Origin of the sequence: Sediminibacterium ginsengisoli (assembly GCF_900167075.1) — a bacterium.
In the GTDB taxonomy this organism is placed as follows: Bacteria; Bacteroidota; Bacteroidia; order Chitinophagales; family Chitinophagaceae; genus Sediminibacterium; species Sediminibacterium ginsengisoli.
Map to the genome: position 1 here is coordinate 152,666 of NZ_FUWH01000001.1, position 20,874 is coordinate 173,539.

General features: G+C 46.4%; 19 protein-coding genes. 12 read left to right on the forward strand and 7 right to left on the reverse strand.

The annotated features are described in order from the left end of the window. Nucleotides 1–28 precede the first annotated feature (28 nt). Entirely contained in the window at nucleotides 29–1,750 is a 1,722-nt protein-coding gene (locus B5D42_RS00805) for a M3 family oligoendopeptidase (RefSeq protein WP_078829521.1), read from the forward strand. A gap of 69 nt (nucleotides 1,751–1,819) precedes the next feature. Here the strand turns inward: B5D42_RS00805 and gldD are convergent, their stop codons facing one another. The 4 genes from gldD to mutY form a co-directional block, all read right to left on the reverse strand. Continuing rightward, nucleotides 1,820–2,419 (reverse strand): gliding motility lipoprotein GldD, encoded by a 600-nt coding sequence (gldD, locus tag B5D42_RS00810; RefSeq protein ID WP_245825516.1) that lies wholly within the window; start codon nucleotides 2,417–2,419, stop codon nucleotides 1,820–1,822. Next, a complete protein-coding gene (gene gldE, locus B5D42_RS00815; RefSeq protein ID WP_245825517.1) occupies nucleotides 2,419–3,747 on the reverse strand; it encodes a gliding motility-associated protein GldE in 1,329 nt (442 codons plus the stop codon). The genes gldD and gldE overlap by 1 nt, the downstream gene beginning before the upstream one ends. Before the next feature lie 104 nt (nucleotides 3,748–3,851). Then, nucleotides 3,852–4,265: a single-stranded DNA-binding protein gene (locus B5D42_RS00820; protein WP_078829523.1), complete on the reverse strand. Its 414-nt coding sequence runs from the start codon at nucleotides 4,263–4,265 to the stop codon at nucleotides 3,852–3,854. Nucleotides 4,266–4,361: 96 nt separating this feature from the next. Further along, entirely contained in the window at nucleotides 4,362–5,414 is a 1,053-nt protein-coding gene (gene mutY, locus B5D42_RS00825) for an A/G-specific adenine glycosylase (protein WP_078829524.1), read from the reverse strand. A gap of 171 nt (nucleotides 5,415–5,585) precedes the next feature. Here mutY and B5D42_RS00830 point away from each other — a divergent pair, with 171 nt between their 5' ends. The 3 genes from B5D42_RS00830 to B5D42_RS00840 all read left to right on the forward strand — a co-directional run bounded on the left by B5D42_RS00830 (nucleotide 5,586) and on the right by B5D42_RS00840 (nucleotide 8,636). Beyond that, nucleotides 5,586–5,876 (forward strand): HU family DNA-binding protein, encoded by a 291-nt coding sequence (locus B5D42_RS00830; protein ID WP_078829525.1) that lies wholly within the window; start codon nucleotides 5,586–5,588, stop codon nucleotides 5,874–5,876. A gap of 22 nt (nucleotides 5,877–5,898) precedes the next feature. Further along, entirely contained in the window at nucleotides 5,899–6,744 is an 846-nt protein-coding gene (locus tag B5D42_RS00835; protein ID WP_245825519.1) for a DUF6340 family protein, read from the forward strand. 341 nt (nucleotides 6,745–7,085) lie between these two features. After that, complete coding sequence (locus B5D42_RS00840) at nucleotides 7,086–8,636, forward strand: Rne/Rng family ribonuclease (RefSeq protein ID WP_078829526.1); 1,551 nt, start codon at nucleotides 7,086–7,088, stop codon at nucleotides 8,634–8,636. 57 nt (nucleotides 8,637–8,693) lie between these two features. On the opposite strand, the gene B5D42_RS00845 is transcribed toward B5D42_RS00840, so the two are convergent. Continuing rightward, a complete protein-coding gene (locus tag B5D42_RS00845; RefSeq protein WP_078829527.1) occupies nucleotides 8,694–9,380 on the reverse strand; it encodes a zinc metallopeptidase in 687 nt (228 codons plus the stop codon). Between the two features lie 374 nt (nucleotides 9,381–9,754). Here B5D42_RS00845 and radA point away from each other — a divergent pair, with 374 nt between their 5' ends. The 8 genes from radA (at nucleotide 9,755) to B5D42_RS00885 (ending at nucleotide 18,353) form a co-directional block, all read left to right on the forward strand. Beyond that, nucleotides 9,755–11,125 carry a DNA repair protein RadA gene (gene radA / locus B5D42_RS00850; protein WP_078829528.1) on the forward strand — a complete coding sequence of 457 codons (1,371 nt, stop codon included), beginning with the start codon at nucleotides 9,755–9,757 and terminating at the stop codon, nucleotides 11,123–11,125. Nucleotides 11,126–11,168: 43 nt separating this feature from the next. Further along, on the forward strand, nucleotides 11,169–11,816 hold the full coding sequence (locus B5D42_RS00855; RefSeq protein ID WP_078829529.1) for a hypothetical protein: 648 nt from the start codon (nucleotides 11,169–11,171) through the stop codon (nucleotides 11,814–11,816). 55 nt (nucleotides 11,817–11,871) lie between these two features. Continuing rightward, nucleotides 11,872–12,564, forward strand: coding sequence for a ComF family protein (locus B5D42_RS00860; protein ID WP_078829530.1), 693 nt, complete (start codon nucleotides 11,872–11,874; stop codon nucleotides 12,562–12,564). Nucleotides 12,565–12,630: 66 nt separating this feature from the next. After that, on the forward strand, nucleotides 12,631–13,167 hold the full coding sequence (locus B5D42_RS00865; protein WP_078829531.1) for a glutathione peroxidase: 537 nt from the start codon (nucleotides 12,631–12,633) through the stop codon (nucleotides 13,165–13,167). Between the two features lie 230 nt (nucleotides 13,168–13,397). Further along, on the forward strand, nucleotides 13,398–14,543 hold the full coding sequence (locus B5D42_RS00870; protein ID WP_245825520.1) for a DNA polymerase III subunit: 1,146 nt from the start codon (nucleotides 13,398–13,400) through the stop codon (nucleotides 14,541–14,543). Between the two features lie 248 nt (nucleotides 14,544–14,791). After that, nucleotides 14,792–16,264 (forward strand): PSP1 domain-containing protein, encoded by a 1,473-nt coding sequence (locus B5D42_RS00875; protein ID WP_078829532.1) that lies wholly within the window; start codon nucleotides 14,792–14,794, stop codon nucleotides 16,262–16,264. A gap of 118 nt (nucleotides 16,265–16,382) precedes the next feature. Continuing rightward, nucleotides 16,383–16,970: a DUF3109 family protein gene (locus B5D42_RS00880; RefSeq protein ID WP_078829533.1), complete on the forward strand. Its 588-nt coding sequence runs from the start codon at nucleotides 16,383–16,385 to the stop codon at nucleotides 16,968–16,970. Nucleotides 16,971–16,979: 9 nt separating this feature from the next. After that, nucleotides 16,980–18,353 (forward strand): LutB/LldF family L-lactate oxidation iron-sulfur protein, encoded by a 1,374-nt coding sequence (locus tag B5D42_RS00885; protein ID WP_078829534.1) that lies wholly within the window; start codon nucleotides 16,980–16,982, stop codon nucleotides 18,351–18,353. An 8-nt stretch (nucleotides 18,354–18,361) separates the two neighbouring features. Here the strand turns inward: B5D42_RS00885 and B5D42_RS00890 are convergent, their stop codons facing one another. Together B5D42_RS00890 and purH are read right to left on the reverse strand one after the other, a co-directional pair. Further along, nucleotides 18,362–19,276, reverse strand: a complete 915-nt coding sequence (locus tag B5D42_RS00890) for a DMT family transporter (RefSeq protein ID WP_078829535.1) — start codon at nucleotides 19,274–19,276, stop codon at nucleotides 18,362–18,364. A gap of 60 nt (nucleotides 19,277–19,336) precedes the next feature. Continuing rightward, a complete protein-coding gene (purH, locus tag B5D42_RS00895; protein WP_078829536.1) occupies nucleotides 19,337–20,815 on the reverse strand; it encodes a bifunctional phosphoribosylaminoimidazolecarboxamide formyltransferase/IMP cyclohydrolase in 1,479 nt (492 codons plus the stop codon). Nucleotides 20,816–20,874 lie beyond the last annotated feature (59 nt).

A 20,874-nucleotide genomic window follows, 5' to 3' on the forward strand; every position in this document is an offset into this window, starting at 1 on the left:
GTTAATTTTGCATTTCAAATCAATAGTAATGACATTAAGTGCGGATATCAAAAAACTGGAAAGGCATTTTCTGCCGGCCGATTTTACTGTAACCACCTGGGATAACCTGGAACCTTATTTCAGGGAACTGGCAGACCGGCGGCTGGAATCCCGTGCCGACCTGGAAAAATGGCTGAAGGACATGAGTGAACTGGAAGCTGTAGTGAGTGAAGATGCCTGCTGGCGCCAGATCAAAATGACCTGCGATACCACCAATCCTGCCCTGGAAGAGGCATTTACTTATTTCTGCATGGAGATCCAGCCCCGGATCCAGCCCTATGCAGATCAGCTGAACCGTAAACTGCTGGCCTGTTCCTTTATCAGTGAACTTGATCAGCAGAAATATTTTACCTACCTGCGCAGCGTTAAAAAGAACATCGATCTTTTCCGCGAAGAGAATATACCTATCCAGGCAGAATTAAGCGTAATGCAGCAGCAATACGGAACCATTGCCGGCAAAATGACCGTGGAAGTGAACGGCCAGGAATACACCCTCCAGCAGGCAGCAAAATTCCTGGAAAGTCACGACAGGTCATTAAGGGAAGAAGTTTACCGCAAGATCCAGGAGCGCCGCCTGCAGGATAAGGATGCAATGAATACCCTGTATTCAGACCTGATCGCAAAACGCCACCAGGTAGCTTTGAATGCGGGTTTCGCCAATTACCGTGATTACAAGTTTGCTGAACTGGGGCGCTTCGATTATACCAAAGAAGATTGTTTTCAGTTTCACGAAGCGGTAAAACTGCATGTGCTGCCACTGATCGAAAAGATCTACCAGCGTAAAAAAGAAAAACTGGGCCTGGATGTGTTGCGTCCATGGGATACAGAAGCAGAACCGGAAGGTATCAAACCCCTGAAGCCGTTTACAGACGGTAAAGACCTGTATGAAAGGTCGGTAGCCTGTTTTGAGCAGCTCGGTACCTTTTTCGCAGATTGCCTGCGGAAGATGAACGAGCTGAATCATTTCGACCTGGAAAGCAGGAAAGGAAAAGCTCCGGGAGGCTACAACTGTCCGCTTGCAGAAAGCGGTGCGCCGTTTATTTTTATGAATGCTGCAGGACAAATGAGCGATGTTACAACGATGGTACACGAAGGCGGTCATGCAGTACATTCTTTCCTGGCACATAACCTTGAACTGAGTGCATTCAAAGAATACCCGATGGAGATTGCCGAAGTGGCGAGCATGGCCATGGAATTGTTCACCATGAACCACTGGCAGGCATTTTTCGATAATGACGAAGACCTGAAAAGAGCGAAAGAACACCAGCTGGAAAGAACGATCACCATTTTCCCGTGGATAGCGATCATCGACAAGTACCAGCACTGGGTATATGAAAACCCAACCCATACCGAAGCCGAAAGAACAGCAAAATGGATGGAGATCCTGGAAGAATTCTCAACAGCTGCTATCGATTATACAGGACTGGAGAAATTCCGTGAAATCGGCTGGCAGCGCCAGCTTCATTTGTTTGAAGTGCCGTTCTATTATATCGAATACGGCATTGCGCAGCTGGGGGCAATTGGTTTGTGGATGCAATACCAGCAGGACCCGAAAAAGGCGCTGGACAACTATGTTGCAGCATTAAGCCTCGGTGGAACAAGAACGCTTCCGGAACTCTACCAGGCCGCAGGACTGAAGTTCGATCTTTCGCCGCAGCATATTAAAACATTGATGGAGTTCACAGCGGCTGAAATGGATAAGCTGGCATAAGAACGTGATCATAAGCTAATGAAACAGGGCGATCTTTTGAGATCGCCCTGTTTCATTAGCTGCTTTTACTTATTTGTTTTTCCAGCGGAAAGTGCTGATCAGGTGTTTCATGTCCTGCAGCAGGAAATCGTTTACAATGCCAAGGGAATCTGCATTTGGGGTAGCATCGAAATAAAGCGCGCCCCGTAAAAAATGTTTCACGGAATCGGTCAGGAAAAACTGGTTGGCTGTAGCTACATCTCCGCCAACAGTAAAGAAAACACCGTGCACATTATTAGGTGTGCTGATCAGTGAATCTTCAATCGAGTAAGCTTTTGAAGCATGCTCTCCGGTGAATGTATACGCATGTTTGATAAGCGTATCGAACACATTTTTGCCGATGGCCTTATAACTCACATAAATGCGGCCGTTGAAACTCGGGAAGTCTACATTGATCCACCATGGTTCCGTTTCGGTTGCCTGGCCCATGAAAGTGGTGTCCTTCACAACCGTTGCATAAGTAGGGTATTCGAAAGAATACGGATAGCCGGGCATATCGAATACCTGGTATTTTTTTTCCGGGAAATCGATCTTGAAATAGCCGCGTGGCTTTGGTGTATATGAACTGTTACAGGCCTGCAGGAAGAATAAAACGATAAGCAGGCAGCCGATTGTGTTTCTGATGTTCATTATTCCTGTGCTCCTTCCGGTTTAATGGTTACCATGATCTTCTGAACACGGTTTTTTTCTACTTCCAGTACGGTAAAGGCAAAATCGCCGCTGGTAATTACCTGCGATACCTGAGGGATATCTCCTGCAAGTTCCAGCACAAGCCCGGCAAGAGAATCGCTCTCGCCTTTCACCTGCTCAAAGGTGTCGGTCTGCAGGCCCATGATCTTGCAGACATCGTTGATCATGGTACGTCCTTCAAATACATAATTGTTATCATCGATCTTTTTATAACCGCTGTCTTCTTCGTCGAACTCGTCTTTTATTTCACCGATCACTTCTTCCAGGATGTCCTCCAGTGTTACGATACCGCTGGTGCCGCCGAATTCATCTACTACTATGGCGAAATGGATGCGCTTGGACTGGAATTCCTGCAGCAGGTCTTCGATCAGTTTTTGTTCGTGAACGAAATAAGGCTGGCGCATCAGCGACTGCCAGTTGAAATCATCGGGTTCGTTGAGGTAGGCGATGAGGTCTTTGGTATGGATCATACCTGTTACTTCATCCAGTTCTTCCTTATATACGGGAAGGCGGCTGTAGTTGAGTTCGCGAACCATATCGATCAGTTCTCCGAAGCTTGCGGATTGCTCCACACCATGCACTTCCGTGCGTGTTTTCATCACCTGCTTTACCGTGATATTGCCGAACTTGACAATACCTTTCAGGATATTTTTCTCGTTTTCGGAAGCGGTACTATCGGTAGTCAGATCAATGGCATGATCCAGTTCTTCCAGGCTGTACGAGCCGTTGGATCTTTTGGCCAGTTTTTTCTCGATCACATCGGAATATTTCACCAGCCATTTGCTCAACCCTGCACAGGAATAGGAAACAGCCTGCACAATGCCGCCGAAGTCTTTGGCAAAGCGGATATTATTCTGTGTGGCCAGCACTTTGGGCATTACTTCCCCGAAGAGAACAAGCAGAAAGGAAACCGCCACTACTTTGATCACAAATTCGATCCAGGCCGCATCAAATTTCTCAAAATTGAACATTTCATCGATCAGCAGGTTGGAGATGATGATGATGGAAATATTGATGAAGCTGTTCGCGATCAGTAAAGAAGCAAGTAATGTTTTAGGCTTCTCCAGCAGATCTACAATTCTTTTGTATAATGGCTGCTGCTTGGCTTTCAGCAGATTGATATCCTTATAGGTAAGAGAGAAAAAAGCAACCTCGGAACCGGATAACACAAATGAAAGAAACAATAAGACCAGCAATACCATCACAAGCACAGTTGCACCCTGTGGCTGGATAGCTGATAATAAGGTAGTGTTAAGGACAGCGTCCAAAACCGGGTGATGATCCAAGGCAGAAATTTTAAATGAATAATCGGCCGGCCATCTTCTGGAAGCCGGCCCCCTCTTCTAACAAAAATATCATTTCCGGATGAATATCAGAAGGGCAGTGTTTCATTGGGTGGAGGAACATCGTCACCGGTGTATCCTTCCAGCGCTTCATGACCTCCCTGACCATCGCCACGCTTATCCAGCATGATCAGGTTATCACCCACTACTTCTGTTGCAAATTTTTTATTGCCCTCCTTATCTTCCCAGCTGCGGGTACGGAGACGGCCCTCTATATAGATCAGGCTACCCTTGTGGAGGTATTTCTGGGCCAGTTCGGCCAGCCCGCGCCATAATACTACTGTATGCCATTCTGTTTGAGATATCAGTTTACCGGAACGGTCTTTATAAGTTTCTGTTGTTGCCAATGGAAATTTTGCCACAGCAATATTGCCTTCCAGGTACTGAACATCAGGATCTTTCCCCAGGTTACCGATCAGCATGACTCTGTTAACACCCCTCATATGCTTTATTTTAGGTTCGTCGAAGGTTATACCACTCTTAAAAATACTTTTTTTTACTTAAACAAAAGCAGTACCAGCCAAAGAACCCGCAGGTATTTAACGGCCGTTCAGAAACTGTGTGATGAATTTTGGAAAAGCCAGGCCGGCCACTTCCGCCGGGCGGAGCCATTGCTGTGTTTTGAGTGAAGCTGGTATTGAAAGCAGTTGCACATGGATGAACTGACCTTTGATCTGCTGGTGGGTAAGTTGCTGTACAGACACAGGCGAAACCGAAACTAATGTTGCCTTCCGGATACCCATTTGTTCTCCCAGCCATTGACTTACAGAAGCCTGATCCCATTTCATGGCAGCTTCTGTTTCCAGCAGGTAAAATTCAAAAAGACCTTGCCAGATATCTTTTGCAGAACGCTGTTGTACCAGCCATTTGCCTTCATACTCAAACAGAAAGTAATAAAACCACCTGTGTTTCCGGTTCAGCGTTTTTTCTTTTACGGGCAGCTGGTTAACGGTTCCGTTATGGTAAGCCGCGCATTCTGACCGGAGGGGGCAGGACGCACAGAGCGGTGCAACCGGTTTACATACCGTAGCCCCGAAGTCCATGATGGCCTGGTTAAAAAAAGCGGGCTGTTTACGGTCGAGTACCTCGTTAGCCAATGCGGAAAATTCCTGTTTGCCTGCTGTGCTGTCGATAGCTGTACCGATATTGAAGAAGCGCGCAAGAACCCGGAATACATTACCGTCAACCACAGCATAAGGCTGGTTATAGGCAAAGGATGCGATAGCTGCGGCTGTATAGGGGCCTACGCCTTTCAGTGCAAGTATGTCCTCATATTGTACAGGGAATTCCCCATTTTGCTGAAAGGCAATGGTACGGGCTGTGGAAAGCAGGTTGCGGCAGCGGTTATAATAGCCAAGTCCTTCCCAGCATTTAAACACTTCCTGGTCTGGGGCAGCAGCCAGTTCGCGGATGGTGGGATAATTTTCGATAAAACGGGTATAATAATGCCAGCCCTGTTCCACCCGCGTCTGCTGGAGGATCACTTCACTGAGCCAGATCCGGTAAGGATCTTTTTCTCCTTTCCAGGGCATTTCACGCTTATTATCGTGCAAATGCCATGACATTAAAAGCCTCGAAAAATTTTTTTTCATCCGGAAGAAGGGTTGTCCGCAACACAATTCGGCAGAAAAGCGGCGATATTTCTGGTTGAAACCGTTTATTTATCAATTAATAACGTCTGTCATTTTTACGCTATCTTTTCTTGCAAATACCAGTTATTTTTCTTTATTTTAAGGGTAAAACTATCTAAAAACCCTTTTCAAATGAGAAAATCAGATCTCATCAACCAGATTTCCGACAAAACGGGCATACCGAAAGTAGATGTACTCGTAACACTTGAAACCATGTTCAAGGAAGTAAAAGAAAGCCTGTCAAACGGCCAGAACATCTATATCAGGGGCTTTGGCAGCTTCATTACAAAAAAACGAGCGGCTAAGATCGGACGTAATATCAAGAAAAACATTGCAGTAGAAATCCCTGAACATTTTATTCCCGCATTCAAACCTGCCAAAGAATTTGTCAGCGAAGTAAAAAGCAAACGTAAGTCGGAGTAACTTTGCAGAAATTTTCAGACAAGTGAAGAAACAGCAAATGTTACTGACAGGCGGCGGACTTGTCCTGTTGATCTTATTGTATTTTTTTGGAAAAACAGTATCTCCGGCAAAGTCGGATACCGCCAAAACAAACGTAGCGCCTGTAAATCAGGTAGTTAAGTTTGATGATTTACTTGTAAAAGCCAAAGAGCATATTTCTGCCGAGCAGAATGCACGCCTCACCGCGCTTGAAAATGCCGTGGTAAGAGGCGATGTAAAAGAGCAGCAGATCCATGTATATCACCAGCTTGCGCGCTTCTGGGCCGACTCTGCCCATATTTTCGAACCCTATGCCTGGTACACTGCCGAGGCAGCGAAGTTGGAAAATTCTGAAAAAAGCCTCACCTTTGCCGCCCATCTGTTTTTGGACAACCTGATAACAGAGGGGGAGCCTGCCATACAAACATGGCTGGCCACCAATGCAAAAGATCTTTTAGAGAAAGCGCTGGCGATCAATCCAGGCAACGATTCCAGCAAAATCGGGCTGGGAGCCTGCTATATGTTCGGTAACATTTCAGATAACCCGATGCAGGGCATTCTGCCGGTAAGGGAGATCGTGGAGAAGCACCCGGAAAACCTGTACGGACAGAAAATTCTGGGTTTGGGAGGAAGGAAAAGCGGGCAGTACGACAAAGCGATCGACAGGTTTAAAATCATTTTGCAGTACGAACCAAAGAATGTAGAAGCGATGTTGAACATTGCAGAATGTTACGAACTGAAAGGGGATAAGAAGGATGCAGTGAACTGGTATCAGAAAGCCAGGGACCTGATCGCAATACCCGAAGCCAAAACAGCGCTGAACAAAAGGATCGAAGAACTAAAGCATTAAACTTATTATTAACTATATAAAATTACTTTGAGTTATGCCTTGTGGTAAGAAGAGAAAGCGTCATAAAATTGCTACTCACAAACGTAAAAAACGTCTCAGAAAGAACCGTCATAAGAAGAAGAACAAATAGTTCTTTTCTGGTTTGACTATAATTAAACGCGACCTCCCTTACAGAGCGAGGTCGCGTTTAACACTTTATCTGTTAAAAGCCATCGCCTTCGTTCGCTGCAACTTTTACCTTTTCCTTCCTGATTCTTGTGGCTGATATTGCGGATGTAAGTGTATTCCTTTTGCCGTAACCATAACCGGCATGTGATTTTGTATTTAAAAGTTGCTGATTTGTGAACAAAGAATTAATTATAAATGCTGCCCCGGCAGGCGTTGAGATCGCGTTGCTGGAAGACAAAAAACTGGTGGAGCTGCACAATGAAAAGGCAGATGCCAATTTTGCTGTGGGCGACCTCTACCTTGGCAAGGTAAAAAAACTGATTCCCGGGCTGAACGCGGCATTCGTGGATGTAGGGTTTGAAAAAGATGCATTCCTGCATTATACAGACCTGAGTCCTTATGCACGTTCCATCATCAAGTTCACGCAGATGGCGATGAACGATAAGGATGAAAAGGGATTCGATTTTTCAAAATTTCAATCCGAGCCGGAAATCATCAAAACCGGTAAGATCAATGAAGTACTGAACGGAAAGCCCAATGTGCTTGTTCAGATCCTGAAAGAACCCATCGCAGCAAAAGGCCCGAGGCTGAGCTGCGAAATTTCTTTGCCGGGCCGCTTCGTGGTGGTAACGCCTTTCAACGAGATCGTTGCCGTGTCCAAAAAGATCCATTCTTCAGAAGAAAGAAAACGCCTGCACAAGATCGTGGAAGCGATCCGGCCCAAGAACTTCGGCGTTATTGTGAGAACTGCTGCGGAAGGTAAAACAACAGCAGAACTTCACCAGGATCTGCTTGCACTGATCGAAAGCTGGCAAACCATACAGAAGAACCTGAAAGGCGCTACCGCTCCTGTAAGGGTGATGAGCGAAGAAAACAAAACAACCAGCATTCTCCGCGATCTGCTGAGCGCTGATTTCAATAAAATTGTTGTGAACGACAAAAACCTGTTTGCCGTTACCCAGCAGTATATCCAGCGCATCGCTCCTGATAAAACGGATATCGTCTCTCTGTATAATAACGGCCTGCCCATCTTCGACCAGTTCGGCGTTACGAAGCAGGTTAAATCTTCTTTCGGTAAAACCGTGAACCTGCCAAGCGGCGCTTATCTCATCATCGAACATACGGAAGCCCTGCATGTGATAGATGTGAACAGCGGGTATAAGAGTGTAAGCAATAACCAGGAAGACAATGCACTTGGTACCAACCTGGAAGCAGCAGAGGAAATTGCACGCCAGCTCAGGCTGAGGGATATCGGGGGGATTATCGTAGTAGACTTCATTGATATGAAACTGCCGGATAATAAACGCAAAGTGCAGGAGGCGATGGAAGCGTTTATGAAAACAGACCGTGCCAAGCATTCGGTGCTGCCGGTATCTAAATTCGGATTGCTGCAGATCACACGCCAGAGAATGCGCCCTGAAGTGAATATCAATACTTCTGAAGCATGCCCGGTTTGTAATGGCACCGGTAAAATATCGTCAACATTACTGCTGGAAGATGAAATCGAAAAGCGGTTGAATTATCTGGTAACGAGCAGTCATAAAAACCTCACACTGGTAGTGCACCCCATCGTGCATTCTCATCTTACCAAAGGATTCTTCTCGTCCATTATCAAAAAATGGAAGAAGAAATTCAGGATCAAATTAAAGGCCCAGGCCAATACGAATTATCAACTGATAGAATTCAGGTTCTTTGATGAACATGATGAAGAAATAAAATTCTGATAATGAAAAGGGCGGCTGTACTGTTACAGCCGCCCTTTTTTATTTCTTATTTTGTAATTAGTCCCTGTCGCGCCCGTTTACAAAGATCAGCACATACTGAACAAGGGTAGCGATAGAAGCAACAGCCGCCACAACATAAGTACGTGCGGCCCATTTCAATGCATCTTTGGCACCCTCCTGTTCTGAAGGCACCAGCACTTTTTCACGTTCCAGCCAGGCCAGTGCACGGTTGCTCGCATCAAATTCCACCGGCAGTGTAATCAGAGAGAAAATGGTAGTCATCGCAAATAACACGATACCCGCGAGTAACAGGAATGGAAATGTATTGATGAGAATAATACCTGCCAGCAGGATCCATTGAACAATGCTGCTGCTGAACTGTACAACCGGCACCAGTTTGCTGCGCATGGTCAGCCATTGATAAGCAGTAGCATGCTGCACGGCATGTCCGCACTCGTGTGCAGCCACCGCAGCAGACGCGATGCTGGCTCCGCTGTATACTTCCGGACTCAGGTTCACTGTTTTCTTTGTGGGATCATAGTGGTCTGACAAAAATCCGTCTACCGATACAACCTGAACATCGTAAATACCATTATCGCGCAGCATTTTTTCAGCCACTTGCCTGCCGGTTAAACCGATGGCGAGCGGTTGCTGGCTGTACCTTGTAAACTTGGCTTTCAGTTGCATGGAAACCAGGAAACTGATGGCGACAAAAACAAGCGAAATCAACATAATACTACTCATAATTACCGTATTTGAATATTGCACTGCAAAATGCTAACCAATTATATTTCATCAGCTTAAGGGCGTAAAAGCAACATTCGAAAGGACAAAAAGTCTTATTTGAGGCTGGTTCGGGATATTTTGGGCTATCGGACTGACTTTTTGGCCGCATTTGAATTATTTAAAAATAGTATATGATCCCCTTAATTTTATACACAAGACCAAAAAATAATTTTGCCGTCTGGGCCATTTTTGTAATTTAGTGGCAGAATTTAATGGGTTAGTAAGTAATGGGGTCAACAGTCTTGTTGGCCCTTTTACATGTCTCCCGATAACACTCACACTTCCTCTTATTTTTGCAGGTACATCGCGGTTTGCGGATTAATTTTCATTGAATGAGCAAGATCAAAACAGCTTTTTTCTGTAGTAATTGTGGTTATGAAAGCGCCAAATGGCTTGGCAAATGCCCGGGCTGTGCGCAGTGGAATACGTTTACGGAAGAAGTGCTTGATAAGGGTAACGACAAGGAGCAGAAATGGGATGGTTATAACCAGGGAAAAAGGGCAGTGAAAACCGTTGCATTGCACGAAGTAACGGTTGCCGAAGAAAGAAGGATCGTTACCAAAGATGCGGAACTGAACCGGGTGCTTGGAGGCGGTATTGTGCCCGGTAGTCTTGTACTGGTGGCAGGGGAACCGGGTATCGGCAAGAGCACGCTGTTTTTACAGCATGGCCTGATGGCAGATCAGCTGACCGTATTATACATCAGCGGAGAAGAAAGCGAACAGCAGGTGAAGATGCGCGCCGACAGGCTGAACATCCCCAACAATAATTTTTATCTTCTGACCGAAACAGCAACGCAGACTATTTTTCAGGAGATCAGAAAACTAAAGCCGGAGCTGGTGATCGTGGATTCGATCCAGACGCTGCAGTCGAACAGTATTGATTCATCTGCCGGTAGTGTTTCGCAGATCAGGGAGTGTACGGCAGAGTTCCAGCGTTTTGCCAAAGAAACGAATACGCCGGTATTTCTGATCGGTCATATTACCAAAGATGGTGCGATTGCCGGTCCGAAGATCCTGGAGCATATGGTGGATACCGTATTACAGTTTGAGGGCGACAGGCATTATGCGTACCGTATACTCCGCACTCTCAAGAACAGGTTTGGCAGTACGTCTGAACTGGGAATTTATGAAATGACAGGTGGCGGCATGCGGGTGGTATCTAATCCCTCGGAAATACTGATCGCACAACGTGAAGAGCAGCTGAGTGGCAGTGCCATTGCAGCAACACTTGAAGGTATGCGTCCATTGCTGGTAGAGGTGCAGGCACTCGTAACACAAAGCGTTTACGGAACACCGCAAAGAACGGTCAGCGGATTTGACCTGCGCAGGTTACAGTTGCTGCTGGCTGTACTTGAAAAAAGAGGCGGCTTCCAGTTTGGTATGAAAGATGTGTTTGTGAATATTGCCGGAGGTATCAAAGTGGAAGATCCTTCCATCGATCTGGCAGTGATCTGCGCCTTATTGTCTTCCTATGAGGATGTACCGTTGCCGCATCATGTATGTTTTGCCGGTGAAGTGGGCCTGAACGGAGAGATCCGCGCGGTGAACAGGATCGAGCAGCGTATTGCCGAAGCCGAAAAACTCGGCTTCGAAAAGATCATCGTATCGCGTTACAACAAAAAAAGTTTCGACCCGGCAGCATATCGGATCCAGGTAATGGCCCTGGGCAGGGTTGACGAAGTTTATCAGCATCTTTTCTAGCTCCGATGGCATGGTCTTTTAAGCTTTTCTTGTAAAAAAAGCCATGAAAAAAACTATTATATACCTGATCATACCCTGCCTGCTGTTGCTGGCGGCATGTTCTTCCAGTCACCGCGTAACCAGCAGCTGGAAGGCGCAGGACTTATCCGGCGTTCCGGCAATCAATAAGGTCCTGGTACTGGGCGTGATCAATGAAAAAGACCGCCGGATCCGTGAGAATATGGAGGCGCAGCTGGTGCAGGATCTTACAGCCAAAGGCTATTCTGCAATTGGGTCTATGAGCGAATTCGGCCCCACTTCCTTCCAGAAGATGACGGAAGAAAATGCGTTGAAAAGGCTCAAGTCATCCAATTTCGACGCGGTGATCATTATTACGCTGCTGGATAAATCCAAAGAAAGATCTTTTGTGCCGGGCTCGGTACGCTACCAGCCTTATGCGGTGCGTTATAACCGTTTCTGGGGATATTATTCAACCTACTATGACCGTATTTATACACCTGGCTACTATACCACAGACACCAAATTCCTTTTTGAAACAAGCATGTACAGGCTGGAGAACAAGGATAATGATCTGTTGTATTCTGCGCAGTCTGAAGCTTTCGATCCCGGCTCTGCAGAGGAAATGGCATCCAGTTACGGCAAGAGCATTGTAAACGATATGGAAAAGAACGGCGTGATCATCAAAAAATAAAATTTACGGTAAATACGGATAAAGATTTGTTTGGGGCAATGCTAATTTCCTCCTCATGATCAGGATGTATTACGAAGCATTGCTCCAATTGGTTTACCCGCATCGCTGCCTGGGTTGTGGTACCGATGTGCTGCAGAAAGAGGCGTTGATCTGTGCGCAGTGTACAGGAGCGTTACCGGCGACAGGATTTTTCAATATTCCCGGCAACCCCGTAGAAAAAAGCTTCTATGGAAATGTAAAGATCGAGCATGCAGGGGCAGCCTGTTATTTTACCAGGGACTCGGTTATGCAGCGCTTGATGATCGCATTAAAATACCAGGGTAACAAAGAAGCAGGACTGTTTCTCGGAAGAATGATGGGGCGGATATTGAGCGGATGCGTCAGGTTCGGTGATATAGACATACTGATACCTGTTCCATTGAATGAACGAAAACTAAGACAGCGGGGTTATAACCAGTCATTCCTGCTCTGCGAAGGCATAGCGGAAACCTGGAATAAGAAAATAGTGGCTGATGCTCTTGTCCGCACACGTTTTACCAAAACCCAGACAAAGCAGGACAGGCTGCACAGGTGGGAAAACATGAAAGCAGTGTTTATGGTAAAAGATGTTACAGCGCTCGAAAATCAACATATCCTGCTGGTAGACGATGTGATTACCACCGGCGCCACACTCGAAGCCTGCAGTAACAGCCTGGCAGCTGTTCCGGGGGTAAAACTGAGCGTGGCAGCCGCGGCGTATACAATTTAAAATAATGGTTATGATTTTTTTTAAAACTGAATTCTGTTTTTAGTTGTTACTTTATAAAAAAAATCCATGAAAACTTTTTTATCCTTAATACTGGTAGCCATGCTGAGCGCATTTACCCTGCCCGGCGGAAATCCGTCCATTCACCAATTCAAGGTGAAATCCATTGAAGGCGGTATCATCGATTTCTCTGCATTCAAAGGCAAAAAAATACTTGTAGTGAACACTGCTTCAAAATGCGGTTATACACCTCAGTATGAAGCGCTGGAGAAAGTGTATGAGCAATACAGGGACAAACTGGTTATTGTAGGGTTCCCCGCCAACAATTTCGGTGCGCAGGAACCTGGTACCGACGGAGAGATCCAGGAGTTCTGCAAAGCGCGTTTCGGCGTAAAATTCCCGCTGTCCAGCAAAATCAGTGTAAAAGGTGATGATATGGCCCCTATTTACAAGTGGCTTACTTCAAAAGCAGAAAACGGTGTGCTGGATGCCACGATCGCCTGGAATTTCAACAAATTCCTGCTCGACGAAAATGGTAAAATGCTTGCATACTTTCCCAGTAAAGTAACCCCCGACAGCGAAGAAATCCTGAAATACCTGAAATAATCTAAGCTTAATTATAAAACAGTAAGTCCGCCAACTTTCGTTTTTGTACGACGGTCAGGCGGACTTTCTTATTGTGGAAAAACAGGCGGCAGGTTATCTCTTTTTGATGTGTTTCTGACCTGCATATGATTTACATTGCAGGCCGGATAATATTGATCATTCGTATTTACAGCTACATGCAGTTCAAAGATGTAATAGGACAAGAGGCGGTTAAGCAGCATTTGACGGAAATGATAGCCCATGACCGTCTTAGCCATGCACTGATCTTCCTGGGTAAGGAAGGCAGCGGAGCTTTGCCGCTAGCGCTGGCTTTTGCGCAACTGGTGGTAAGTCAGCCGGTAGCTTCTCCCGTTGTGGAAGACCTGTTCGGCGGTTTTACAGCGCTGGAAAGCAAGCCCGCTTTTGTATCGCCAGAGGATATTGCAACAATGCCGGCCTTTGCCAGGGCAGAACAACTGATCCATCCGGACCTGCATTTTTCTTATCCTGTAATACCAAAGAAGAGCGGCGATAAGCCTGTAAGTACAGATTATATTACCGAATGGCGGGAATTCATCCTGCAATTTCCTTACGGTAACGTATATGACTGGCTGCAGTTTATCGGTGCAGAAAATAAACAGGGAAATATTACTGCGGATGAATGCAATGACATCATCCGCAAACTGAGCCTGAAAAGTTTCGAAAGCGAATACAAGGTGCTGGTGTTATGGATGCCTGAATACCTCGGAAAGGAAGGTAATAAGCTGCTTAAGCTGATCGAAGAGCCGCCACCGAATACCCTTTTTATACTGGTGGCTGAAAATGACGAACAGATCCTGCCTACTATTCTCAGCCGCTGTCAGCTGGTAAAAGTTCCGCTGCTGGCCGACAGTGAGGTAGCGGAGGCTTTACAAACCCGTGGTAATGTTCCGCCGGATACGGCAAGACAAATAGCGGGTATCAGCGAAGGTAATTACCGGGAAGCCCTGCAACTGGTGCAGCATGCCGATGAAGACTGGCAGAGCCTGCTCCGTGAATGGTTGAATGCGACCCTGAAAGGCGGTCCGGTGGCCCAGGTGAAATTTTCGGAAGAAGCAGGCAAACTGGGGCGGGAAAAACAAAAACAGTTCCTTCGTTATTTCAATCATTTGCTGGAATTGAGCGTCCGCATCAGGGTTTTGGGTGCCGAAAACCTGGTTTTAGGGGATAGCGAGAAGGATTTTGCCCAAAGACTGAACAAAATTGCGTCTGTGAGCCAGCAACAGGCTATTATCGAAGAACTTGACCGCGCCTCATATTATATAGAAAGAAATGCTAATGCGAAAATGCTGTTCCAGGCCTTGACCATTAAACTCTACCACATCATTCAGAACAAAACCTTAATTTTGAGCAACTAGGAATCCCGTGTACAACGGGGAGGATGGATTGGAAAGTGGGCCGAAGAACTGTACAACGCTTATCAATATAATTTTGAAGGCATTCATGTTATGCTGGGTCGAGAAAAAAATAGAGTATGTAGTTGCCTGAATAACAGGCACGGGAGCAGGAAAGTGACCTAAACAGCAGCCACATAGCAGTATTATAGCCCGCCACACAATAATTTGTCCTGTTCCGGTGTTATTCATTCATAATTTAACTACCAGATATGGGATGTGGATCTTGTGGAACTGCAACGGGCGGCAAACCCGGCGGATGTAAAAGCAACGGCGGTTGCAGTACAGGAGGCTGTAACAGGCTGAATGTGCACGACTGGCTGATGAATCTTCCGTTCAGCGATCCTGAAAGCAGTTGTAAGGTTGTAGAAGTTAGTTTTAAACAAGGCAGCAGGAAAGAGTTTTTCCGTAACCCCACTTTGCAATTTTTTGAAAAGGGCGAATATGTTACCGTTGAAGGCGTAAGCGGATTCGATGTGGGTGAGGTAAGTCTTACCGGAGAGCTGGTACGCATACAGATGAAAAAGAAAGGGGTTGACGAATTCAATCCTGAAATGAAAAAGATCCTCCGCCGCAGCAGTGAAAGAGATGTCGAAACATTCAAGATCAGTAAAGGGCGCGAAAAGGAAATACTGGCGCGGAGCCGTGCCATTGCAAGACAGCTTGGTCTGCAGATGAAACTGAGTGAAGTGGAGATCCAGGCGGATGGGAAAAAAGGTACTTTCTTTTATACAGCAGATGACCGGGTCGATTTCCGGGAAATGATCAAAATATTTGCGGGCGACTTCAAGGTGAAGGTAGAGATGCGCCAGATCGGTATCCGCCAGGAGGCCGCGAAAGTGGGTGGCATCGGAAGCTGTGGCCGCGAACTTTGCTGCAGTACCTGGCTGAATGATTTTAAAAGCGTGAATACCACTGCAGCGCGTTACCAGAACCTTTCCATCAACCAGACCAAATTAAGCGGCCAGTGCGGCAGGTTGAAATGCTGTCTTAATTATGAGCTCGACACTTACCTGGATGCATTACAGCATTTTCCTGATTATGCAGATACGCTGGATACGGTGATGGGAACTGCACAACTCATCAAGAAAGATATTTTCAAAAACCTGATGTGGTATGTGCTGCCCAATAACAACAAGCACTATCCGTTAACGATACAGCGTGTAAAAGAGATCAAACGCCTGAACCAGCAGGGGCAGCGTGTAGACGAACTGCAGGCAGTGGAGATCACCAGCGGCAAACAAAAAGAAGCAGAACCGGCATTTGTGGAACTGGTGGGTCAGATCAGTCTGAAAAGCCTTGAACGTAACGACAGACGCCGCCGCGACCAGCAGCGGAATAGTAATAAAGGCAATAACCAGCCCCGCCAGCAGCAGCCACGTGGTCAGCAGGAACAGCGCCAGGGCCAGCCGGGAGGAAGTAACAACCAGCAGGGCGGCAGGCAGCAGAATCGTCCGCAGCAGCAGGGCGGACCGAAGCAGCAACAGGGTAATCGTCCTGCGCAACCTCCGAAAAATAATCCAGGTAACCAGGAGCAGAAACCTTCAGCGCAGGCCGGGAACAGACCGCAGCAAAATCCCAACAGGAATAACCAGCAGGGAGGCGCAAAGCCGCAGGGCAACCGTCCGCCAAGGCCACCGCGCCCGCAGCAAGGGCCGCCACCTCCGCCAAAAGAAAATAATTAATATGAAAGGCTGTTCCGGAATGAGCAGCCTTTTTTGTGAAAGGAGATCAATGGTTCGGGAGACAATGAACAGACCCTTATAGCTTTATGCTATCTTTGCAAAAACAGATCCGGATCACATGATAGCGATAGATAATAAACTGATTAGTGATGAAGTGCTCGACGAGCAGTTTGTCTGTGATCTTACGAAATGCAAGGGCGGTTGCTGCGAAGACGGTGATGCAGGCGCTCCGCTCGAAGATTGGGAAATGAAAGAGATCAATGATCACTATGAAGCGATCAAGCCTTATATGACGCCCGAAGGAATCCGCGAAATAGAACGTCAGGGAAAATATATTTACGATAAAGAATTCGGCTGGGTAACACCTACGATCAATGGTGCGATCTGTGCTTATGGATTCAGGGATGAAAAGGGTATTATTAAATGTGCAGCAGAACAGGCGTATAATGACGGAAAACTGGATTGGAAAAAACCGGTGAGCTGCCATCTTTTCCCTATCAAAATACAGAAAAGCCGCCGCGACCCCGATATGGAGTATGTGAATTATGAACCACGGGAAGATCTTTGCAAAGCTGCCTGCAGTCTTGGAGAAAAATTAAAAGTACCGGTATATATATTCTTAAAAGAAGCATTGATCCGTAAATACGGCGAAGATTTTTACGAAGCACTGGAAGCGGTTGCCGGATACAAAAAAAATAATGACTAAGCTGCGCATATGAAAGACACAGCTGCATCCTTTATAGCTAAAAGCACCATCAAAGCTGCCGATCTCGAACACCGGCGCAAGATCAATTTTAATATAGGCAGGTACAATGCGGTTGTTCCGCAAGGGAAAAAGCAGTTTGCAGACATGGCCGGAGCGCGGGAGCGTGCCAAGAACGCAAAATGGAATGCAATAGAACATCTCGATACATATCTCGAAATGTTCGAACAGAAAATAACTGCCCGCGGCGCAAAAGTGATCTGGGCCGAAGATGCTGCAGCAGCACTCGATGAAGTGGGCCGGATCTGCCGTGAACGCAATTGCAAAACCCTAGTGAAAAGCAAGAGCATGGTAACAGAGGAAATACACCTCAACCATTACCTTGAAACACAGGGGATAGAAAGTATCGAAACCGATCTCGGAGAATACATCCAGCAGCTCGATGGCGAGCCTCCATACCACATTGTAACACCTGCCATGCACAAAAGCAAGGAAGATGTAGCACGTCTTTTTGCAGATAAACTGGGTGTTCCTGCGGGTTTAACACCGGAACAGCTTACTCTTATCGCACGCAATAAACTCCGTGAAAAATATATTCAGGCTGAAGTAGGTGTAACCGGTGCCAATTTTATTGTTGCAGATGCCGGTGGCATTGCTTTAACCGAAAATGAAGGAAATGGCAGGCTGAGCATGGCCTGGCCTAAAACACATATTGTTATTGTAGGAATAGAGAAGGTAATACCATCGATGCATGACCTGCCTTTGTTCTGGCCCTTGCTGGCTACTTATGGAACCGGCCAGCAGGTAACGGTTTATAATACTTTGATCACCGGCCCGCGCCAGCCCGGCGAAACAGACGGACCGGAAGAAATGTTTGTGATCCTGCTGGACAATGGCCGCACCAATCTCCTTGCCAATCCCGCTACAAGAGAAGCATTGTACTGCATCCGTTGCGGCGCCTGTCTGAATGCATGCCCTGTATACAAAAATATCGGCGGACATGCTTATGAAACAACCTATAGCGGACCTATCGGAAAAGTGATCACACCGCATCTGCGCGGTATGGAAGATTATAAACACCTCAGTTATGCCTCATCCTTATGCGGCAACTGTACAGAAGTATGCCCGGTAAGGATCAACCTGCATGAATTATTGCTGGAAAATCGTCGAGAAGCAGTAACGCAGGGTACCAGTTCCCTGGCAGAAAGGCTGGCCTGGAAAGCCTGGAAAACGGCAAGCCTCAACCGCGGCATGATGAATATGGGTAATGGTAAAATGAAGAACTGGGTAGTGAATAAAGTATTCAAAGGCTGGACCACCCACCGCAGCGAACTGGATTTCAGCAGTAAAACCTTTAACGAACTCTGGCGCGAAAAAAATAAATAACAAACAGATTAATTCTCCTGCTGTGCGGCAATGACAGCACGTTGTTTGCGCAGACTTCTGTTAACCATGAATACACCGGCAAGCGTAATAACCGAACCTGCCAGGATTTTGAAAGTAAGATGCTCATCCAGCAGCATGGAGCCTATCAGAATTGCAACAATGGGATTGATATACGCATACAGTGCAGCAATTGCCGGCTCCAGGTGTTTCATAGAGTAGATGAATGCAATGAACGTGATTACGGAACCCGCAACGATCAGGTAAGAAATTGCTGCCCATGATTCCAACGGAATACGGTTGATGGGTAGAAAATCCCCGTTCAGTTTAGCCATAACAAAGAGGATCACGGAACTGATCAGCATTTCCCAGCCTGTGGCATAATAAGGATTCAGTTTCAGTTTATTCCTCGCAATAATGACCGTGCCGATGCTCCATGAAAGCATGGCAATAAATGATAAGAGAACACCCCACATATACCCTTCGGGATGATTATAGAATGCATGGTCGTAAAATACAAGGCCGATACCTCCGATCCCCAGTACGATTCCCAGGAATGTCAGCAAGGTGATCCTTGTATTTTTAAAGAAAAGCAGATCGATCAGTACAACCGACAATGGATATAATGCAGCGATCAGCGCTGCCATACCACTCGGAACATATTTCAAGGCGAGTGTGGCAAAACCGTTCGCAAGTACGAACATAAGGAAAGCCATCAGCACCAGCCAGCCGAATGTTTTACGATCCGGAACCCGATAGCCTTTGAGCAGGAAGAATACAAGAAAGAAAGTGCCGGCAATAAACTGCCTGATGGCGGCTATCTCCAGCCCCGGTACATGTTTTACACCGATCTTACTGGTAACCCATGTGGTGCCCCAGACAATGCTGGTAACCGCAAGTGCTCCATACGCTTTTTGCTTGCTCATTCCTGTTTCCCATGCTGTTTATGATCGGGGCCGGCTGGCCCCGATCATAAGTTTTTTATATTAGTGCCTGAAATGTCTTGTGCCGGTCATTACCATAGCAAGTCCATGTTCAACACAATAGCTGATACTGTCTTTATCTCTCACGGAACCGCCAGGCTGTATAAATGCTTCAATGCCCGCTGCATGCGCGATCTGTACACAGTCATTGAACGGAAAGAATGCATCTGATGCGAGCACCGCTCCTTTTAAATCAAAATTGAATTGTTTTGATTTTTCAATGGCGTGTCTTAATGCATCGATACGGCTGGTTTGTCCGCAGCCTTTACCAACAAGCTGTTTGTTTTTTACCAGTGCAATAGCATTGCTCTTAAGGTGTTTACAAACAAGGTTGGCAAATGCCAGGTCTTCTTTTTCTGCTGCAGTTGTTTCACGGCCGCCGCTTTCTTCCCATTTGCTGTAGTTGCCTTCATCTGCACCCTGCTCCAGTATGCCGTTCAGGATCGCTTTGGATGGGGTACGTAATACAGGTCGGGTTGTTTTTAATTGCAGCAGGATTCTGTTTTTCTTGCTTCTGAGTATTTCAAGCGCATCTGCATCGAATGCCGGCGCGATCAGTACTTCAAAGAAAATTTCGTTGATGGCATCGGCAGTTGCTTTATCGATAGTGCCGCTGCTTACCAGCACGCCGCCAAATGCACTTTCACTGTCGCCGGCGAGTGCCGCATCCCAGCTTTCTTTTACAGTTGGTCTGCTGGCAATACCGCAAACATTGGTATGCTTGATGATCGCAAAAGTTGTTTCATTGAATTCGCCGATGAGTTGTACGGCGGCATCAACATCAACCAGGTTATTATATGAAAGTTCCTTTCCGTTGAGCTGCTCAAATAATTCCTGCAGGTTGCCGCGGAATGCAGCCTGCTGGTGTGGATTTTCACCATAACGCAATACCTGGCCCGGGTTAAAGTAATTGCTGATGGCAATATCATAATGCATTACCACTTCAAAGGCTTTTGCAGCAAAGCCTTTACGCTGTTCCAGGCTGGTTTCTCCTTTCTGGTCTCTCAGGAGTTGTTCAAGTTTACTGTAATCGTCTTTGGCTGCAACAACAACAAGGTCCTTAAAGTTTTTTGCTGCTGCGCGGATCATTGAAGGTCCGCCGATATCGATCTTTTCAATAATGGCTTTTTCCTCGGTGGTATTACGTAAGGTTTCTTCAAAAGGATACAGGTCTACGATCACCAGGTCGATTTCAGGGATATTATAAGCCCTCATTTCTTCCAGGTCCTGCGGCTCATAACGGCGACCGAGTATACCGCCGAAGATTGCGGGATGCAGTGTTTTTACACGACCACCCAGAATAGAAGGGTAGGTTGTCAGACTCTCAACAGCTACGCAGGGAATACCCAGGTCTTCGAGAAATTTCTGGGTGCCGCCGGTAGAGTAAATAGTAATACCCAGCTCGTGCAGATTCCTGGCAATAGGTTCCAGCCCGTCTTTATAAAAAACGGAAATGAGTGCAGATTGAATTTTCTTTTGCATGATCAAATAAAGTCTTTAAGCCCGCCGGGGCCAAATGATAAGAAATAGGCTAGTAAAAG